Below are 18653 nucleotides of genomic sequence, written 5' to 3' on the forward strand. Positions count from 1 at the left end.
TGTGCCCGAGTCCCGGAGCCGGTCATGAACACTGACACCGACCTGCTCATCCTCGGTGCCGGCCCCACCGGCCTGTACGCCGCCTACTACGCCCGCATCCGCGGCCTGCGCACCGTCGTCGTCGACGGCCGGCGTCCGCCGCGGCCGGCCCGGCTGCGGGCCCGGCACGGCCGGTTCGGGTTCGGGGTGCCGCCCGGGCGGGCTGTCGCGCCCGACCTTGTTCATCAGCGCGGCGACGGTGACCTGATCGGGATTCTCGTCGGGGGCGGCCGAGCGGCGGGGGCGGCCGGTATCGGCGCCCCGGCCCGACGGCGCGGGTCCGGCGTCGGCGGGCGGCGCAAGACCCTCCGGACGTCGTCGCACCCGGCCGGAATGTGAGCTGCGATACCCGGAGTCGGCGATAGGACGTTCCCACGGAGCGCGACTGTCGGGCAGGCCCGACTCGTGCTCCTCACCCACCGATTCCCTCGCCTCTCCGCGGATGTTCCGCTCTCGTACGCATCCGCCACCACGGCGATTCCGTCATGATACTGGCGGCCTCGATCCGGATCGAGGCGTCCGCCGAGCACCGGTCCGGTTCGTCCGGCCCGCACGGCGGACCCTGCGGTCAGCCGCCCGAGTGCATGACGTCGGCGCCCGCCGGCACCATGCAGTCCTCCGGGTCGTCGAGCCAGCCGTCCGGCAGTGCGACGGTACCGGGGGAGCCCTGGCGACCGCGCGGGCCCTCCGCGTCCTTCGGGAAGGGCACGGTCGGATCGAGCCGGCCGAGCAGGTCGTCCAGCTCGGCGAGACCGGACACGCGCGCCAGGGCGTTGCGCACGTCGGATCCGGCCGGGAAGCCGCGCAGGTACCAGGCGATGTGCTTGCGAATCTCACGCATGCCGCGGTCCTCGCCGTGGTGGTCGGCGAGGAGTTCGGCGTGCCGGCGCATGATGGCCGCCACCTCGCCCAGGTTCGGCGGGGTGGGCATGGGGGTGCCGTTCAGTGCGGCGCTGAGTTCGGCGAACAGCCAGGGCCGGCCGAGGCATCCGCGTCCGACGACGACGCCGTCGCAGCCGGTCTGCTCCATCATCTTCTGGGCGTCCTCGGCGGCGAAGATGTCGCCGTTGCCCAGCACCGGCACGTCGGTGACGTGCTCCTTGAGGCGGGCGATCTCGTTCCAGTCGGCCTCACCCGAGTAACGCTGCGCGGCCGTGCGGGCGTGTAGCGCGACGGCGGCGGCGCCCTCGGCCGCCGCGATCCGGCCCGCGTCGAGGTGGGTGTGATGATCGGCGTCGATGCCGATGCGGAACTTCACGGTCACCGGGATGTCGGTGCCCTCGGTGGCGCGGACGGCGGCCGCGACGATGTTGCCGAACAGCCGCCGCTTGTACGGCAGCGCCGAGCCGCCGCCCTTGCGGGTGACCTTCGGCACGGGGCAGCCGAAGTTCATGTCGATGTGGTCGGCGAGGTTCTCGTCGACGATCATCTTCGCGGCCTGGTACGTGACGTCCGGGTCGACGGTGTACAGCTGCAACGACCGCGGCGTCTCGGTGGGGCCGAACGTCGTCATGTGCATCGTGATGGGGTGGCGTTCCACGAGTGCCCGGGCGGTGACCATCTCGCACACGTACAGCCCCGACGTGCTCCCCGACCGCTCGAGTTCGAGTTCGCGGCACAGGGTGCGAAAGGCGACATTGGTGATTCCCGCCATCGGCGCGAGTACGACCGGGCTGTTCAACTCGAGCGAGCCGATGCGAAGGGGTGACATGAAAAACCTCGAAGACGGCGTGAAGAAGAAGTGCGTGCAACTGTGCCCGGCACCGAATCCGGTACCGGGCACAGGATAGCTGTTCGGGGCCGCTGCTCCCGAATCACGGAACGGCCTGGATCAGGACGCGGCCTCGTTGCGCTCGCGGCGGGCGGCCTCACGGGCGAGGGACCGATCGCGCATCTCCTCGAACTTCACCGCCTGCTTCTCGAGATCCTCGAGGAAGGTGCCGAGCTCGTCGAGGATGCGGGCGCCCTCGGCACCGAAGTCCTCACGCTCGAAGATGCGCCACTTGCGGAGCACCGGCATGACCACCTCGTCGAGGTGCTGACGCAGGTCGTAGATGCCGTGCTTGGCCATCAGCACGCCGTTGCGGCGGAAGTTGGGCATACCGGCGCCGGGCATCTGGAAGTTCTTCAACACGTCTGTGATCGCCGCGAGGGTCTGGTCCGGGGCGACGTCGAGGGCCGCTTCGCAGATGTTGCGGTAGAAGATCATGTGCAGGTTCTCGTCGGCGGCGATGCGCTGGAGCATCTTGTCGGCGATCGAGTCGTGGCACGCCCGGCCGGTGTTGCGGTGCGAGACGCGGGTGGCCAGCTCCTGGAAGGTGACGTACGACACCGAGTGCAGCATCCCGACCTCGTTGGGCGAGGCGAACCCGTTGGTCATGTGCTCCATGCGGGCGTTCTCGAGGGCGACGGGGTCGACACCGCGGGTGACGACGAGGTAGTCGCGCATCACGATGCCGTGGCGGTTCTCCTCGGCGGTCCAGCGGCCCACCCAGGTGCCCCAGGCGCCGTCGCGCGAGAAGCTCTCGGCGATCTCGCGGTGGTAGGACGGCAGGTTGTCCTCGGTGAGGAGATTGGTGATCATCGCGGCCTTGGCGACCTCGTCGAGCTTCGACTGCTCGGGCTCCCAGTCCACGCCACCCATGGCGGCGAAGTTGCGCCCCTCGTCCCAGGGCACGTAGTCGTGGGGGTGCCAGTCCTTGGCCATCGAAAGGTGGCGGTTGACGTTCGCCTCGGCGACGGGCTCCAGCTCGCGCAGAAGCTCCAGCTGAGTCAGAACTCGCGTCATTCCGTTTACCTCTCCATAACTGTGCGTGTCACGTACGAATTACAGCCTACGGCACCGTAGGTTCGGCACCCGTTTGTCTGTTACCTGTTCCAAGTTCGGCCGACCGGGGCCTACCCGCCGATGGGATCACTCACAGACGGCGACGTCGTTATCATACCGGGGCGCGAACGGCGTCCCGGGGCGACGCGCGGGGGCAATCCATATCCCGCCGTGACCTCAGCGCTTGCCGGCGCCGAGGAGTCCGCCGAGCAGCTCGCCCAGGCTACCTCCGTTGCCGCCGAGAACGCTGCCGAGCACTCCGCCGAGACCGCCGCCGCTTCCGGTGCCGTTCGTCGCGCTGCGCAGGAGCCCGCCCAGCAGCTCGCCCAGGCCGCCCTGGCCGCCGGAACTTCTGCCGACCTGCTCGGCCAGGTACGTCAGCACGATCGGGGCGAGGATGGGCAGCAGCCGTGCGACGAGGTCGTTGCCGCCCGCGCCGTCGGCTCGGCCCAGCGTCTGCACGACCCGGTCCTTGTGGTCGCCGAACACGTTCGCCACGATCCGGTCGCCGTCCGCGGTGTCCACGTCGGTCACGTCCACTCCACCGTCGAGCAGGGCCGGGTTCCGGTGCTGGTCGAGCGCGGACAGCAGGGACGAGGCGCCGTCCGGATGCCGTGTGTTCGCCTCGAGGCCGCCGACCAGCGTGGGCAGGGCGGCCCGCACCGCCGTCGCCGCCGTCTGCTCGTCCACGTCGAGCCGGCGGGCGATCTGGTCGACCGGAATCCGCGAGAGGAGATCGTCGAGGGAAGGCATGGGAACCGAGGGTAGCCACCGTGGTCGCCCGCTCCGGGATCCCGCGTCGGCGTTTCGGCTACGCGGACGCCCGCCGCCCCGCGATCACCGCGCACAGCAGGGCGACCCCCAACCCGCTGAGCAGTAGCACGAACCCCGTCTGGTTGGTCAGCGCGGTAGCGTGGTTGACCTGCACGTAGTCGCCGAACCGCTGATAGACCCGCACCGCGAAGGCGCCGGCCGCGACGAGGCCGATCACCACCCCGGCCCAGCCGGCCACCGCCGAGTCGAACAGGGCGGCCAGGAGCAGCAGCACGGCGGCGAGCACGAGCGGCGCCGCCAGGGTCTGATGGACGGGCAGGTCGGCTGCGCCGAGGGCGGAGACGTCGCCGGCCGCGATCCCGTCGCGCAACTCGGTCAGCGGGACGTCGGTCGGCCGGGTCCCGGCCAGCACCGGGAGAAACGAGCCGATCCCCAGGGCGACGGCGGACAGGAACAGACCCAGGTCCACGAAGCTGCGCACGCCACTCCCATCGATCGTCGGATCGGTTTTGTGAGCGACCACACCCTAACCGCAATTCGGGTGCGGCAGCAGCGCGGAACCGACGATTCGGGCGCCGTGTCGGGCTTGCGGGTACGTAATCTGAGGGGAGCGGCACACCCGGACCCGGAAGGGGAACAACGCAATGGTGGGCAACGAGACGGTGCAGCGGTCGGGGCTTCCGCCGTGGGCCAAGAAGGCCCTGTGGAGCGTCGGGGCCCTGCTCGCGCTGGTGGTCGCGTACTTCGTGCTGGCGGCATTCGTCCCCCGGTGGTGGGCGCAGCGTATCGCCGGGCTGGCCGATGCCGGCTTCGCCCGCGGGATAGCCTGGGGCCTGCTGTTCGGCCTCGTGTGCACGTTCGTGCCGTTGGCCCTGTTCGCCGCCGCGTGGCGGATCAGGACGTGGCGCCGGCACCGCGTCCTGCAGGTGGTGTTCGCCGCCGCCGCCGTGGTGGTGGCGATCCCCAACCTGATGACGTTGAGCATCGTGCTGGGCAACGGGAACGCGGCCCATGCGGGGGAGCGGATCCTCGACGTCGACGCCCCCGGCTTCCGGGGCGCGACGCTTGTCGGTGCCGTCGTCGGCGTGATCGTGTTCCTGGTGTTCGCGGCCCTGAGTTACACGTACCGCAAACGCGGTCGCGACCTCGAGCGGGAGCGTGACGAGCGGGGCCGGCAGGAGCCGGAGCTACGAAGCGACCGGCCGGGCAAGGTGGCCGGCGCTCCGGAGTAACGGGCGACGACGAGCCGCCTCGTGCCGGGGCGCTCCCGTCCTTCCGGACGGACGAGGGTGTGGTGCCCCCACCAGGGCTCGAACCTGGGACCTGCGGATTAAAAGTCCGTAGCTCTACCAACTGAGCTATAGGGGCGTGGGCGCACAGTCTAGCTGCATCGCGCCGGACAACAGTATCGGACGCGCGGGCCGTTCGAAGGCTCGGGTGCGCACCCCCTGCGGCGCACCCGAGCCGCGCAAAAGCATACCACTTGGTGTGTTCTCTGCGAAGGCCGGAAAACGCCTGGTTGCGGGCGTGGGGGCCGGACGGCGGCTACAGTGGCGTCCGGGGGGGGACTGCCGGTCACGTACGGAGGCACGAACCCCCCATGTCACGTCAGCAAGAGCGGGCGCGGCGCACACGCGCGGCGATCGTCGAATCCGCGGCGATCGAATTCGCCCGGCGCGGATACGGCGCCGCCTCGGTCAACGCGATCCTCGAGCACTCCGGGGCCACCAAGGGTGCGATGTACTTCCACTTCGATTCGAAGGAAGCGCTCGCCCGGGCGGTGCTCGCGGAGGGCCTCGAGCGCTACCGGGTGATCGCCGACCGGTGGCTGGACGCGCCGGGGCTCGATCCGTTCGAGCGGCTGTACGGCCTCGTCGGAGATCTCGCCGATGCCCTGCACGGCGACGTCATCATCCAGGCAGAGTTCAAGCTCGTGACCGAGCCCGAGTTCGACGCGGAGGCCAAACTGCGCGGCAGCTCGGTGTGGGGGAAGGCCGGTCACCGGCTCGCCGTCGAGGCGCAGGAAGCGGGGCTGTTCCGTGCCGGGGTCGACCTCGAACGGTTCCTGGGTGTGCTCAGTGCGTGCCTGGCCGGGCAGCGCTACTTCCACGACCTCACCGCGGAGGACGTCGACGTCCGGGCCCGGTTCGCGGAATGCCTGGACGTCTGCCTCGAGGCGACGGCTGCGCCGCAGTGGCTCGAGCGGCGGCGTGGTGCGCCGGAGTTGCGCCTCGAAGGCGAACAACCGGCGTGACCTGCTGATTTGTGAATCCGGAAACCCGTGTCCTAAGCTATCCAAGCTCCCAACGGAACGCGAACCCGTTGAGGGTGCGGGTCGGAGTAATCCGGCGGGCCCCCTTCGTCTAGCGGCCTAGGACGCCGCCCTTTCAAGGCGGTAGCGCGGGTTCGAATCCCGTAGGGGGTACGCTTGCGGAAGCAGTATCACCGCATGCAGTACGGTTTGATCACAAGTGAAGAGCATGGCCCTGTGGCGCAGTTGGTTAGCGCGCCGCCCTGTCACGGCGGAGGTCGCGGGTTCGAGTCCCGTCAGGGTCGCAGAGTTGGCAATTGGCATTCGGTTCGGGTGCCGTCCGGCCAGGTAGCTCAGTTGGTACGAGCGTCCGCCTGAAAAGCGGAAGGTCGCCGGTTCGATCCCGGCCCTGGCCACCACACAATTTCATACGGTAGACCCACCGCTCGGCGGTGGGTTTTCTGTGGAAACCCCTTCGGGGGTGCACACGGCCCTGTGGCGCAGTTGGTTAGCGCGCCGCCCTGTCACGGCGGAGGTCGCGGGTTCGAGTCCCGTCAGGGTCGCTTCACGGCGAAGGCCCGGTCCCGAAACGGACCGGGCCTTCGCCGTCCCGACCGGTTCAGCCGCGGGCCCGGAGTTCCCGGCGAAGAAGCTTGCCGGACACGGTCTTCGGGATCTCGTCGATGATCTCCACCAGCCGCGGGTACTTGTACGCCGCCATTCTCTCCCTGGCGAAGGCGATCAGTTCCTCCGCGGTGACCGAATGCCCCGGACGGAGGCTGACGAACGCCTTGACCGTCTCGCCGCGGTAGCTGTCCACCACCCCCACCACCGCGGCCTCGCGCACCGCGTCGTGCTCGTAGAGCACGTCCTCGACCTCTCTCGGCCAGACCTTGTACCCACCGGCGTTGATCTGGTCCTTCTTGCGGTCGACGATGTAGAACCAGCCGTCGGCGTCCATGTACCCGACGTCCCCGGTGTGGAGGGCACCCCCGGGCAGTGCGGTCGCGGTCTCCTCGGGCTTGTTCCAGTAGCCGGCGACCACCTGCGGGCCCGACGTGACGAGCTCGCCCACCGCACCGACGGGAAGGTCGTTGCCGTCCTCGTCGACGATCCGCACGACGGTGTCGAAGGTCGGGACTCCGACCGACAGGGCGCCGGACGCCTCGTCCACCGGAGCCCGGGTGCCGAACGGAACCGCATGCGAGGGGGAGGTGGTTTCGGTGAGGCCGTAGATGTTGTGGATGTACGTCCCGGAGAATCTCTCGAACGCCGCGACGGTGCTCGGTGGTATCGGCGCTCCGCCGGAGAAGATCTTGGTCAGCGTCTTCAGCGACTCCCCGCGGGCGCCGGGGGCGTTCATCAGCGCGATGAACACGGTGATCGAGCCGACCGTGAACGTCGCCCGCTCCACCGCCACCGTTTCGAGGGTCACGCCGGGGTCGAGCCGGTACATCAACACCAGCGGCGCACCTGTCAGCAGGGCGACAGCGATGTGCCCGACGAGCCCGGTGATGTGGAACAGCGGGGCGATTCCCAGCACGACGTCGTCCGCGCCGAGTCCCACCCATTCCCGGTAGGTGCGGGCGTTGAACACCACGTTGCGGTGAGTGGTCATCGCGCCCTTCGGTGGCCCGGTCGTACCGGACGTGTAGGTGAGGAACGCGATGTCGTCCGGGCCGAGAGTGTGCACGGGGACGGGCCGTCCCCGGAACTCGGCCAGGAGGGTCTGCAGGTCGAGGGTGTCGGGCAGTTCGAGGCGTTCGATGCCGGAGAAGATCCGCTCGTCTCCGCGGGTCTGGTATTCGAGTTCGGACGTGGTGATCACGATCCGGACGGCGGTGCCGGCGACGACGTGCTGTGCGACGTCCCGGTACAGCTCCTGGAGTGCGACGAGCACGGTAGCCCCCGAGTCCAGGAGGATTTCGCCGAGCTCGCGTTCCTTGTTCATGGGGTTGACGGAGACCGGGATGCCGCCGGCCTTCCAGACACCGAGCTGCGCCACGACGAACTGCGGGACGTTCTGCAGGAACAGCGCCGCCCGCTCACCCGGGCGGAAGCCGTGGGCCGTCAGTGCGGCCGCGAACGCGTCGGACTGCTCGTCGAGTTCGCGGCGGGTCAGGCGCCCGTCGAAGTAGCGGATGATGTCCGCGTCCGGATCGTGAGCGACGGTGGCGCGGAACATCTCCAGCGCGTCGGTGTACTCCGGCTCGATGTGGATCGGCAGGCCGGGCGCGTAGCGCGCGAGCCAAGGCTTGCTGTCGTAGACGCCCGTGCGTGCGTCGCGGGGTCCGGCTGCGCTCATCGGATGACGACCGGATTGACCGGGGCGCCCGTGCCGCCCACGACCTTCAGTGGTGCCGCGGTGTACAGGAAGGTCCAGCGGTTGTCGGCGGCGCACGCGTCGGCGAGGTCCTCGAGCCAGGCGATCTCGGTGAGGGCGACACCGAGATTGCGCATGAGCGCGCAGTGCAGGGGCAGCGCCACGCCACTGGCCGGGTCGGTGGTCACCTCGTTGGCGATGGTGTCCGTGACCAGGTTGGGGATCTCCCGGTTCCGGAACCATTCGACCAGTTCGCGGCTGTAGGTCAGGCCGGGTTCGCAGAAGTCGGTGTAGAACTCGGTGGTGTCGTCGAGGCTGTACCAGTACTTCAGCCAGCCGGTCCGGATCACGAGGATGTCGTGCGGTTCGATGGTCACGCCCTGGGCGGCGGCGGCCGCCTCGAGGTCGTTGTGGTCGAAGGTCTCGCCGGCGCCGAGCCAGTCCTTGCCCCGGTGGCGCGCCATGTCGATCAGGATCCCCCGGCCCACGACGCCCTTCTCGGCGATCGGCAGCACCGAGGCCTTGTCCATGCTGCCGACGGTGCTGCGCGCGTCGTATCCGTTCCAGAGTTTGCCGTCGTACCAGACGTGGCCGAGGGCGTCGTACTGGGTGGAGCCCTGCAGGAAGAGGGTGGCTGTGTCGTCGGCGTAGTGCAGTCCGCCGGGGAACTGCGGAGCGTCCTCGCCGTCCCACGACGATTCGTCGAGGGTGTTGCGGCGATCGATGCCGCTGCGGCTGGGCCACAGGGGATCGCCGGGGGCCTCCTTGCGGCCCATGTGGATCTGCAGGGTGAACACGTCGCCGGACTTGACCTCGCCGATTCCGCCGAGAACCTCCTTGGTGCCGAGGAAGTTCAGAGCTCCGAGCTCATCGTCGGCGCCCCAGCGTCCCCAGTTGCTGGGGGCGTCGTCGCCGAGCAGTTCGCGCATGGACGGGGCGTCGGACATACCGTCTCCTTTTCGGGTCGAGGTGCACTCGTCGCTCACCGAGCGTTCGTACGGTAAGCGTGCGCTTATGGTGTAGGTCACATCGCCGGGTGTCAACCCGCGGAGGGCGAGGGCGCGCCGCCCGCTCGCAATGCGCACCGCAGGCCCGGTCCGGTGTCGTCCCGGCGGGTCTTCGACGGCGGAACGGCTCGCCACCCTGTACGTTCAGTTTGCACTGGACCTGGTGCGGTTCCGGCGCTGATCCGCAGGGCTGCGCCGGGTTGCACGTCGGACGAGAACATGTTCTAGAGTGAGTTCGATCTTCTGGACGGACCCGCTCCGGCGACACGACGAACGAGGTGATCTGTGCGAATAGCTCTGCTGTCGTACCGCAGCAAGCCGCACTGCGGTGGTCAGGGCGTGTACGTTCGACACCTCAGCCGCGAGCTCGCGGCGCTCGGCCACGACGTCGAGGTGTTCTCCGGCCAGCCGTACCCCGAGCTGGACGACGGGGTGACCCTGGTGAAGGTGCCCAGTCTCGACCTCTACCGCGAGGACGATCCGTTCCGCTTTCCGCACCCGCGCGAGATTCGCGACGCGATCGACCTCCTGGAGCTGGGCACGATGTGGACGGCGGGTTTTCCGGAGCCGCTGACCTTCAGCCTGCGCGCCGCCAGGCTGCTGCGGGCCCGGGCCGCCGAGTTCGACGTCGTGCACGACAATCAGTGCCTCGGCTACGGCCTGCTCCGCATCGCGGACGCGGGCCTGCCACTGGTCGCGACGATCCACCACCCGATCACCCGCGACCGGGAACTGGACCTCGCGAGCGCGCCGACGTTGCGCCGCAAGCTCACCCTGCGCCGTTGGTACGGGTTCCTGCGCATGCAGGCCCGGGTGGCGCGGCGCATCCCCACCCTGCTCACCGTCTCGAAGTCCTCCGAGGACGACATCCGTACCGCCTTCGAGATCCCCGAGGGGCGGCTGCGCACGATCCCGCTGGGCGTCGACACCGAGGTCTTCGCCCCGCCGACGGCCGAGCGCGTGCCCGGCCGCATCGTGTGCGTGGCCAGCGCGGACGCGCCGCTCAAGGGCGTCGCCAACCTGCTCGAGGCGGTGGCGAAGCTGCGCACCGAACGGCGGGTCGAGCTGGTGCTCGTCACCCGGCTCGCGCCCGGCGGGGTCACCGAGAAGCTGATCGAGCAACTGGCCATCGGCGACGCGGTGCGCACCGTCTCCGGGATCGACGACCGCGAGCTGGCCGAGCTGCTCGGTTCGGCGCAGGTGGCTGTGGTCCCGTCGCTCTACGAGGGGTTCTCGCTGCCCGCGGTCGAGGCGATGGCCTGCGCCACCCCCTTGGTCGCGAGCCGCGCCGGCGCGATCCCCGAGGTGGTCGGCGACGCGGGCATCCTCGTGCCTCCGGGGGACAGCGAACAGCTGGCCGCGGCGCTGGCGCGGGTTCTCGACGATCCCGCCGAGCAGATCCGCCTCGGGTCGGTGGCACGGGCACGCGTGCTCGAGCGATTCAGCTGGGCGGCCGTGGCCGCCCGGACCGTCCGGGCCTACCAGGACACCGTGGCGGCGCAGGCAGGAAGGACGAACACCTGATGCTGACAGTCGATTTCGACCGGCTCGGGGTCAAGCCCGGCGACCGTGCCATCGACATCGGGGCGGGCGCGGGCCGGCACTCGTTCGAGCTCTACCGTCGGGGCGCCGACGTGGTGGCGTTCGACCGCAGCGCGGAGGACATGAAGGCCGTCGGCGACATGTTCGCGGCGATGGAACTCGAGGGCCAGGTCCCCGAGGGTGCCCTCGCCCGGGCCGAGGTGGGCGATGCCCTCGCCCTGCCCTACGACGACGAGACCTTCGACGTCGTGCTGATCTCCGAGGTGCTCGAGCACGTGCCCGAGGACGACCGTGCCATCGCCGAATTCGTGCGTGTGCTCAAGCCGGGCGGCGTCGCGGCCGTCACCGTGCCGCGGTGGCTGCCGGAGAAGATCTGCTGGGCGCTGTCCGACGCGTATCACGAGGTCGAGGGCGGGCACGTGCGGATCTACAAGGCCGACGAGCTCGCGGCCGAGCTGACCTCGGCAGGCCTGACGGTGCGCGGCCGGGAGCACGCGCACGCCCTGCACTCGCCGTACTGGTGGCTCAAATGCGCTGTGGGCGTCGACAACGACGACAACCCCCTGACGAAGGCGTATCACCGGCTCCTCGTGTGGGACCTGATGCAGGGGCCGTGGCTGACGCGCACCGCCGAGTCGTTGCTGAACCCGGTGCTCGGCAAGAGCGTCGTGTTCTACCTCGAGAAGCCGACGGTTCCCGTTGCCGGCCGCTGACTTCCGCCCCGGCGGGGCACGGCCGGCGGTTCCGGCCGTGCCGGGAGTGCTGTCCGAGGAACAGTGCTTGCACACCGCCCGCGCGATCGCCGACATGCAGGAGTCCTCCGGAGCGATCCCGTGGTTCCCCGGTGGTCACACGGATCCGTGGGACCACATCGAGTCCGCGATGGCTCTCACCGCCGCGGGGTTGCTCGAAGAGGCGGAGGCGGCCTTCGACTGGTCCCGTCGCACCCAGCGGCCGGACGGCTCGTGGCCCATGCAGTTCCGCGAGGACGCCGTCGAAAACCACGACGCCGACTCGAACTTCACCGCATACATCGCGGTGGGGGTGTGGCACCACTACCTCGTCACAGGCGACGTCGACCACGTGGAACGGCTGTGGCCGACGGTGCGGACGGCCCTCGACCATGTGCTCGAGTTGCAGGCGCCAGGCGGTGAGATCTACTGGGCACGAGGAGAACACGGCGCGGCCGACGAGGCCCTGCTGACGGGGTGCTCGAGCATCCACCACAGCCTGCAGTGCGGCCTGCGCCTCTCGGAGGTGGTCGGCGATCCCCACCCGGACTGGGAGGTCGCGTGGTATCGGCTCGGGCACGTGCTGCGCCGGCACCCGGAGGCGTTCGCGCCCAAACCGGAGTACTCGATGGACTGGTACTACCCGGTCCTCGGCGGCGCGGTGCGCGGTGCGCCGGCCCGGCAACGGATCCGGGAACGCTGGGACGATTTCGTGGTCGGAGGTCTCGGAATCCGCTGCGTCGACCATCGGCCGTGGGTGACGGGGGCCGAGACCTGCGAACTCGTGCTCGCGCTGGACGCGATCGGTGAGGCCGCGACGGCCCGGGAACTGCTCGCGGCCATGCAGCATCTGCGCGATCCGGACGGGTCGTACTGGACCGGAATGGTTTTCACGGACGGTAAGCGCTGGCCCGTGGAGAAGAGCTCCTGGACCAGTGCCGCCGTGATCCTCGCCGCCGACGCGCTCTCACGCAGCACCGCGGGCAACGGTGTGTTCCGCGATGCCGCCGCACCCTCCGGATGGGTCGCGACCGAGAACTGCCACGAGGACTGCCGGGTGACGGTCTGAGCCGTCAGCCCGGCAGCACTCCGACGGTGCCACCGGTGCGTTCGAGCACCCGCAGCGACCCGGTCACCGACACCTCGGCGAACTCGCCGCTGCCGAGCGCGCGCAGGTAGACCTCGTACGGGGGTCGTCCGCCGTCCTTCGGGTCGGGGAACACGTCGTGGATGATCAGGGCCCCGCCGACACGCACCCAGGGAGCCCAGCCCGCGTAGTCCGCCTGCGCCGCCTCGCTGCTGTGACCGCCGTCGACGAACACGAACGCCGCCGGGGTCCGCCAGAACGCCGCGACCTGGCCCGACCGCCCCAGCACCGCGACGACGTGGGATTCGAGGTCCGCGTCGGCGAGGGTGTGGCGGAACCGGCCCACCGTGTCGAGCCGGCCGGTGTGCGCGTCGACGAGGGCCGGATCGTGGTACTCCCACCCGGGCTGGTGCTCCTCGGACCCGTGATGATGGTCGATCGTGACGATCGTGCCGCCGGTGGCCTTCGCGGCGGCACCGAGATAGACGGTCGAGCGCCCGCAGTAGGTGCCGACCTCGACACCGACACCGTCACCGAGGTAGCGCACCGCGGCGTCGTGCAGGGCCGTGCCCTCGTCGATCGGCATGAAACCCGGTGTCGCCTCGGCGAGTTCGATCATCTCCCGGGGTAGGGTGGTACGGGTCATGACGGCGGTCTCCGTTCGCTGCGGTCCGGTGGCGGGTGCTGAAGCGGCGTGTACTGACGAGCACATTACCCATCGCCGGTTCCGGTGCGGTACCCCGCGCACGGTGGGCGCCGGTCACGCGCCGTAACCGCCGTCGACGTCGAGTGTCTGCCCGGACACGAAATCCGCGCGGTCCGAGGCGAGGAACGCGACCGCCTCGGCGATGTCCTCGGCGTCGCCGAAGCGGCGCAGCGGAATGTTGTTCCGCGCGAACGACAGTGCGTGCTCGTCGAGAGCGCCGGACCCGATCAGCCGGGCGGCCGTGCCGTCGGTGAGCATGCCCGGCCCCACCGCGTTCACGCGCACACCGAACCGTCCCTCCTCGGCCGCCAGGCCCCGCACGAGGGCCTCGATCGCACCCTTGGGTCCGGCCGACAGACCGTCCCGGACGGGGAACCGGCGGGTCGCGGCGGTGGTCACGGCGACGATGCTGCCCCGCGACTCCCGTAGCCGGGGCAGGGCGGGACGGACGAGGTTGAAGAACGCGCCCGCGTCGCCCACGAGCTGGTCGCGGAACTGCGCGGGCGTGACCCGGCTCAGGTGCAGCATCGGTACGTGCGGCCCCGCCGCGTAGACGAGAGTGTGCAGCGCACCGAAGGATTCGATCACCGCGTCCACGCCGCCGGCGGCCGCGGCACTGTCGCCCAGGTCCACCTGCAGCGACAGCACCTTCGCGCCGAGCGCGGACAGTTCGGTCGTCAGGGCTGCGGCGGCCGCCCCGCTGCGGCGGAACATGAACGCGACGTCGCTGCCGCGCTCGGCCAGCACCCGGCACACCGCTCGGCCGATCCCGCCGGTGCCGCCGGCCACGAGGGCCGCGCCCGGCCGGTCCGCGAAGTCCTGCACTCGTCACTCCCTGTGTTCTCGTGCCGCACGGTGAGCCGGTGGCAGGCTCACTTCGCCGCCTTGCGGCGCTCGGCGAGCACGCCGCCGATCATCGAGTCGAGCTTGGTGCCGAGCGGCCACCCCACGTAGTGGCACAGGAACAGGGCGATCTCCTTCAGCTGCTGTTCGTCGAGTTCCTCGTTGTGGAGGGCGGCGCCGACCTGGATCTCGGCCACGTCGATCAGTCCCTGTGCGGTGAGCGCACCGAGCAGCAGCAGCCGCCGGTCGCGGATACTGAGCCCGGGCCGGGACCAGATGTCGGCGAACAGGTGGTCCGCGGTGACGGCGAAGTGGTCGCCGGGCCCGTCCTGCATCTCCCAGCCGTACACCTTCGACATCATGTCCAGGCCGCGGCGGCGGCGATCGTCGGTCATATGCGTTCCTCCTGTCGGTTCCGGCTCTCGACGTCTCCGGTGCCGACGCCGAGTCCGGGTCCCAGACCGGTCAGTGCCCGCGTGGCCAGGGGCAGGTCGACGCCGAGACGGGCGCCGAGGCCGAGGGCCAGCGACAGGTCCTTCTCGCCCAGGTCGCGGACGTGGTCGAGGATCGGGAACCAGAAGTCGTCCGGCGGGATCGGTGCGGTGGTGTCCCGGAGCATGATCGCCCCGGCGCCACCGGTGATCGCGTCGGTGTGGCGGACCACCTTCCCGAGCGCGGTGATGTCCAGCCCGGCCGCCTCGGCGAGGCGCTGCGCCTCCGCGGCCGCGGTGAACGACACGAAGTGCAGTAGATTCCGGGCCAGCTTCATCCGGGTGCCCGCGCCGACCGGACCGGCGTGCACGACGAGGTCGGCGAACCGCGAGAACGGCTCGCGTACCGCGTCGAACGCCGCGTCGGAGGCGCCGACCATCACCGCGAGCCGGCCCTGCTCGGCGCCGGGGGCCCCGCCGCTGACGGGCGCGTCGACCAGTTCGACGCCGCGGTCGGCGCATTCGGCGGCGAGCTCGACGGCGGTGGTGTCGGCGATGGTCGAGTGGACCGCGATCACCGTGCCGGGCCGGGCCGTGTCGAGCAGCCCGGCGACGACGGTGCGGACCTGCGCGTCGTCGACCACGGTGACGCAGACGACGTCGCAGTCGCGCGCCAGGTCGGCGGGGTCGCCGGCGACCCGGGCGCCGGCCGCGGTGAACGGCTCGACGGCCTCGGGCCGGGCGTCGAGGACGGTGAGCCCACCCGGCCGGTCCAGCAGCCGCTTCGCCATCGGCGCGCCCATGTTGCCGAGGCCGATGTAGCCGAGCCTGGTCACGAGCGGATCACCTGGCCGCCGTCGACGTTGAAGATCTGCCCGGTGATCCAGTTCGCCTCGTCGGAGAGCAGGAACAGACACATTCCCACCAGGTCCCCGGGCGTACCGATCCGCTTCAGCGGCAGTGTGGAGACCATGTCCGCCACCATGTTTCCCGGCGTGACGGTGCGGGTGGCCTCGGTGTCGATCGGACCCGGGGCGATCGCGTTGATGCGGATGTTCGAGCCGCCGAGTTCGACGGCCAGCTGCTGGGTCAGGCCGTTGACACCGACCTTGGCCAGGCCGTAGAAGCCGGAGTACACCCACGCGGCGGTCGAGGACTGGTTGACGACGGAACCGCCGCGGTCCGTCATGTGCGGCCACGCCGCGCGGGTGATGTTGAGCGCGCCGTCCATGTTCACGCTCATGAACTTCTTGTAGTAGTCCCACGGGACGGTGAGCAGCAGGTCGAGCTTCATGCCCCCGTAGATGGCGGCGTTGTTGACGACGTGGTCGATGCTGCCGAACGTCTCGACCGTGAAGGCGGCGAGCTCGGTGGCCGAGTCGGGATCGGAGACGTCGACGGTCTTGAAGACGGCGATGCCGCCGTCGGCGACGATCTGCTCGGCGACCCGCTCGCCGCGTTCGGTGTCGATGTCCGCGACGACGACGGAGGCGCCCTCGGCGGCAAGGGCTCTGGCGTACGCCTCGCCGATTCCCTGCGCCGATCCGGTGACGATCGCGGTGCGGTCGGCGAAACGCGTTGTGCTGCGGGTCATGTTCGTCAGCCTCTCTGCTTCGCCGCCGGTTCGGCGACGAGCTTGGTCTCCAGGTATTCCTCGAATCCGGCCACACCCATCTCGCGGCCGATTCCGGACTGCTTGTAGCCGCCGAAGGGAGCGTCGGCGGCGTACCAGATGCCTCCGTTGACGCCCAGGGTGCCGGTGCGGACCCCCTCGACGACCCGGCGGACCCGGTCCTCGTCGGTGCCCCAGACGGCCCCGGACAGGCCGTAAGGGGAGTCGTTGGCGATGCGGATCGCCTCGTCGTCGCCGTCGTAGGGGAGGATCACGAGGACCGGCCCGAAGATCTCCTCCCGGGCGACGCGAGCGGTGTTGTCGACCCCGGCGATCAGCGTCGGTTCGAGGAAGAAGCCACGCCGGTGCTCGGCGGGACGGCCGCCGCCGACGACGATCGTCCCGCCCTCCTCGACGGCGAGCCGCAGGTAGCCCTCGACCCGTGCGCGCTGGTGCTCGGAGATCAGCGGACCGCACACCGTGCCGGGCTCGTTCGGGTCGCCGGGCCGGATGCCGCGCAGGGCGTCGGCGGTGACGCGGACCGCCTCGTCGTAGCGGTTCCGGGGGACGAGCAGACGGGTCGTGATGGCGCAGCCCTGCCCGGCGTGGGTACACACGGTGAAGGCGGCCATCGAGCATGCGGCTCCGAGGTCGGCGTCGTCGAGCACGATGAACGCCGACTTTCCGCCGAGTTCGAGGAACACCTTCTTCAGCGTCTCCGAGGCGGCGCGCATCACCGACCGTCCGGTGGCGGTGGAGCCGGTGAACGACACGAGGTCCACCCGCGGGTCGGTGGCGAGCAGGGCGCCGACGGCATGGTCGCTCGACGTCACGATGTTCACGACGCCCGGCGGGATGTCGGTTTCCTCGGCGAGGATCCGGCCCACGACCGCGGCGCACCACGGGGTGTCGGGCGCGGGCTTGAGCACCACCGTATTGCCGGCGGCGAGCGCGGGACCCAGCTTGGCGAAGTTGATCTGGTGCGGGAAGTTCCACGGTGTGATCGCCCCGACGACACCGACCGCCTCGCGGAGCACGTAGCGGTGGGTGGGGATGCCCATCGGTGCGGCATTGCCGAGATCCTGTTGCCACGGGTAGTTCTCGGCCAGGTCGGCGAAGTACCCGAGATCGTCGACGGGGCCCTCGAGATGGGCGGCGGAGGTGAGGAACCGGGGTGCGCCGACCTCGGCGATGGTGATCGCCCGCAGTTCCTCGATGTGGCCGCGCAGCGCATCGCGGAGCTGACGCAGGCAGCGGGCGCGGAAGGCGTGCTCGCGGGACCAGCCCGTGGTGTCGAAGGCGCGACGGGCCGCCTCGATCGCGGCGTCCATGTCGGCGGCGGTGCCGTCGGCGGCGGCGCCGAGCACCTCCTCGGTGGCCGGGTTCACGACCTCGAACGTGCCGCCGGAGCCGGGAACCAGCTTGCCGTCGACGAGCAGAGCCGAGCTGTCACCGGAAATCAGGGACATCGGACGTTTCCGTTCTGGAGATTGGAAAGTGTCAGGTGTAGTAGGAGATTCGGATGCGCGCATGGCGGGGACCGGTCGGTACGCGATGCTGACGCCTTCGCTGTGTGCCTCGGGTGCCCCTTGTCTGGACAGTTGTCTGGACTATAGTTCGGACAAGTGCGTGACGCAATGCCCCCCGTCGCCCGGCGAAGCAGCACGCGTGCGGTGGGGCCGGACGATGGGCCTGTGCACGAGTCGGCGCACGGCATGACGGTCGGTCCCCGGCGTGGGTACGCCGCGGCCCCGGGCCTCGGCGGCTCCTCCGGGGCCGGCTCCCCACGGGGTCGAGTGATCGGCCCGGAGCGGGCGGGGAACGCCCGATCGCGCGGCGTCGATGGGGAGTGGTGGTCCCGCGGGGTCTACGGGCGGGCGAGTAGCGACGGCACGACGAACGCGTACAGCTTCGCCCGCAACCGGTCGAGCGAGCCCGCACTGGCGCCGAGCGCACTGATGTAGTTCATCTCGATCTCCGACAGCCATTCGTAGAGCAGGTCCAGATCGACATCGGCGCGAAGCTCTCCGGACTCCCGGGCCTCGAGCAGAATCGGCTCCCACAGTTCGCGGGTGAGTTGGACGGCACGGCCCGAGGTCGCGAGCAGGGTTGTGGCGAGTGTTGCCTCGGCGGGGGAAACGAGGAGATGGATCATCGGGTCGCGGAGGCCTCGGCGGATATTGGCGCACAGGCCCTCGACGATCCGTTCGCCGAATGTCGGGTACTTCCGGATGCGCACTCGCCACGGCTCCATGTTCATCCGTGCGCGGCGGACGATCGACGCCACAATGAGCGATTCGCGGTCCGAGAAGTAGCGGTAGACGGTCGCCCGGGACATGTTTGCAGCTCGCGCGACGTCGGCCATCGTGGTCTTCGTGATACCGAACTGTTCGAAGCATGATTCGGCGGCGACAAGGATCGCTGCGCCGACGTCCGTGGTCTCGGTGTCCGTCTTGTGTGCCACGCATGCACCATACCGC

The 18653-nt window shown here is 70.1% G+C and carries 19 protein-coding genes and 5 tRNA genes; 10 read left to right on the plus strand and 14 right to left on the minus strand.

Annotation, left to right across the window (positions count from 1 at the left end):
• Positions 1-24 precede the first annotated feature (24 nt).
• The gene (locus tag G6039_RS30505; protein ID WP_241258737.1) at positions 25-378 is read left to right on the plus strand and encodes a hypothetical protein; all 354 of its coding nucleotides are present in this window, start codon (positions 25-27) and stop codon (positions 376-378) included.
• Between the two features lie 229 nt (positions 379-607).
• Here G6039_RS30505 and dusB read toward each other — a convergent pair whose 3' ends face one another.
• The 4 genes from dusB to G6039_RS08805 form a co-directional block, all read right to left on the minus strand.
• Positions 608-1750: a tRNA dihydrouridine synthase DusB gene (gene dusB, locus G6039_RS08790; protein WP_029541515.1), complete on the minus strand. Its 1143-nt coding sequence runs from the start codon at positions 1748-1750 to the stop codon at positions 608-610.
• A gap of 120 nt (positions 1751-1870) precedes the next feature.
• Positions 1871-2827, minus strand: a complete 957-nt coding sequence (locus G6039_RS08795) for an acyl-ACP desaturase (protein ID WP_006936396.1) — start codon at positions 2825-2827, stop codon at positions 1871-1873.
• 216 nt (positions 2828-3043) lie between these two features.
• Positions 3044-3619 (minus strand): DUF937 domain-containing protein, encoded by a 576-nt coding sequence (locus G6039_RS08800; protein ID WP_043796556.1) that lies wholly within the window; start codon positions 3617-3619, stop codon positions 3044-3046.
• 58 nt (positions 3620-3677) lie between these two features.
• On the minus strand, positions 3678-4121 hold the full coding sequence (locus G6039_RS08805) for a hypothetical protein (protein ID WP_029541520.1): 444 nt from the start codon (positions 4119-4121) through the stop codon (positions 3678-3680).
• Between the two features lie 163 nt (positions 4122-4284).
• On the opposite strand from G6039_RS08805, the gene G6039_RS08810 reads away from it, so the two are divergent.
• Complete coding sequence (locus tag G6039_RS08810; RefSeq protein WP_029541522.1) at positions 4285-4872, plus strand: hypothetical protein; 588 nt, start codon at positions 4285-4287, stop codon at positions 4870-4872.
• 60 nt (positions 4873-4932) lie between these two features.
• Here the strand turns inward: G6039_RS08810 and G6039_RS08815 are convergent.
• A tRNA-Lys gene (locus tag G6039_RS08815) sits at positions 4933-5008 on the minus strand.
• Between the two features lie 232 nt (positions 5009-5240).
• Here G6039_RS08815 and G6039_RS08820 point away from each other — a divergent pair.
• The 5 genes from G6039_RS08820 (at position 5241) to G6039_RS08840 (ending at position 6454) form a co-directional block, all read left to right on the plus strand.
• Positions 5241-5894 carry a TetR/AcrR family transcriptional regulator gene (locus tag G6039_RS08820; protein WP_006936388.1) on the plus strand — a complete coding sequence of 218 codons (654 nt, stop codon included), beginning with the start codon at positions 5241-5243 and terminating at the stop codon, positions 5892-5894.
• A 98-nt stretch (positions 5895-5992) separates the two neighbouring features.
• A tRNA-Glu gene (locus tag G6039_RS08825) sits at positions 5993-6065 on the plus strand.
• 57 nt (positions 6066-6122) lie between these two features.
• Positions 6123-6196 (plus strand) — tRNA-Asp (locus G6039_RS08830).
• A gap of 37 nt (positions 6197-6233) precedes the next feature.
• Positions 6234-6310 (plus strand) — tRNA-Phe (locus tag G6039_RS08835).
• A 70-nt stretch (positions 6311-6380) separates the two neighbouring features.
• Positions 6381-6454 (plus strand) — tRNA-Asp (locus G6039_RS08840).
• Positions 6455-6510: 56 nt separating this feature from the next.
• Here the strand turns inward: G6039_RS08840 and G6039_RS08845 are convergent.
• Both G6039_RS08845 and G6039_RS08850 read right to left on the minus strand, forming a co-directional pair.
• Positions 6511-8196 (minus strand): class I adenylate-forming enzyme family protein, encoded by a 1686-nt coding sequence (locus G6039_RS08845; RefSeq protein ID WP_152103893.1) that lies wholly within the window; start codon positions 8194-8196, stop codon positions 6511-6513.
• Positions 8193-9161, minus strand: coding sequence for a cyclase family protein (locus G6039_RS08850; RefSeq protein ID WP_006936384.1), 969 nt, complete (start codon positions 9159-9161; stop codon positions 8193-8195). The genes G6039_RS08845 and G6039_RS08850 overlap by 4 nt, the downstream gene beginning before the upstream one ends.
• Before the next feature lie 345 nt (positions 9162-9506).
• On the opposite strand from G6039_RS08850, the gene G6039_RS08855 reads away from it, so the two are divergent.
• Genes G6039_RS08855 through G6039_RS08865 form a run of 3 tightly spaced genes read left to right on the plus strand, consistent with a single transcriptional unit; the run spans position 9507 to position 12563 of the window.
• Entirely contained in the window at positions 9507-10745 is a 1239-nt protein-coding gene (locus G6039_RS08855) for a glycosyltransferase family 4 protein (protein ID WP_006936381.1), read from the plus strand.
• Positions 10745-11476, plus strand: coding sequence for a class I SAM-dependent methyltransferase (locus tag G6039_RS08860; protein WP_006936380.1), 732 nt, complete (start codon positions 10745-10747; stop codon positions 11474-11476). The genes G6039_RS08855 and G6039_RS08860 overlap by 1 nt, the downstream gene beginning before the upstream one ends.
• A complete protein-coding gene (locus G6039_RS08865) occupies positions 11463-12563 on the plus strand; it encodes a glucosidase family protein (protein ID WP_043799769.1) in 1101 nt (366 codons plus the stop codon). Before G6039_RS08860 ends, G6039_RS08865 begins: the two co-directional genes overlap by 14 nt.
• 4 nt (positions 12564-12567) lie before the next feature.
• Here the strand turns inward: G6039_RS08865 and G6039_RS08870 are convergent, their stop codons facing one another.
• From G6039_RS08870 to G6039_RS08900, 7 genes are all read right to left on the minus strand, one after another.
• Positions 12568-13227, minus strand: a complete 660-nt coding sequence (locus G6039_RS08870; protein WP_006936377.1) for a class I SAM-dependent methyltransferase — start codon at positions 13225-13227, stop codon at positions 12568-12570.
• Between the two features lie 114 nt (positions 13228-13341).
• On the minus strand, positions 13342-14112 hold the full coding sequence (locus G6039_RS08875) for an SDR family NAD(P)-dependent oxidoreductase (protein WP_080688540.1): 771 nt from the start codon (positions 14110-14112) through the stop codon (positions 13342-13344).
• A 47-nt stretch (positions 14113-14159) separates the two neighbouring features.
• Positions 14160-14525 (minus strand): carboxymuconolactone decarboxylase family protein, encoded by a 366-nt coding sequence (locus tag G6039_RS08880; protein WP_006936371.1) that lies wholly within the window; start codon positions 14523-14525, stop codon positions 14160-14162.
• Complete coding sequence (locus G6039_RS08885) at positions 14522-15397, minus strand: NAD(P)-dependent oxidoreductase (protein ID WP_043799772.1); 876 nt, start codon at positions 15395-15397, stop codon at positions 14522-14524. The genes G6039_RS08880 and G6039_RS08885 overlap by 4 nt, the downstream gene beginning before the upstream one ends.
• Positions 15394-16155: an SDR family oxidoreductase gene (locus G6039_RS08890; protein ID WP_043799774.1), complete on the minus strand. Its 762-nt coding sequence runs from the start codon at positions 16153-16155 to the stop codon at positions 15394-15396. Before G6039_RS08890 ends, G6039_RS08885 begins: the two co-directional genes overlap by 4 nt.
• A 5-nt stretch (positions 16156-16160) precedes the next feature.
• Positions 16161-17642, minus strand: a complete 1482-nt coding sequence (locus tag G6039_RS08895) for an aldehyde dehydrogenase (RefSeq protein ID WP_043799777.1) — start codon at positions 17640-17642, stop codon at positions 16161-16163.
• A gap of 398 nt (positions 17643-18040) precedes the next feature.
• Positions 18041-18637, minus strand: coding sequence for a TetR/AcrR family transcriptional regulator (locus G6039_RS08900; protein WP_043799780.1), 597 nt, complete (start codon positions 18635-18637; stop codon positions 18041-18043).
• Positions 18638-18653 lie beyond the last annotated feature (16 nt).

The organism is Rhodococcus aetherivorans (genome assembly GCF_011058165.1).
Classification (GTDB): domain Bacteria; phylum Actinomycetota; class Actinomycetes; order Mycobacteriales; family Mycobacteriaceae; genus Rhodococcus; species Rhodococcus aetherivorans.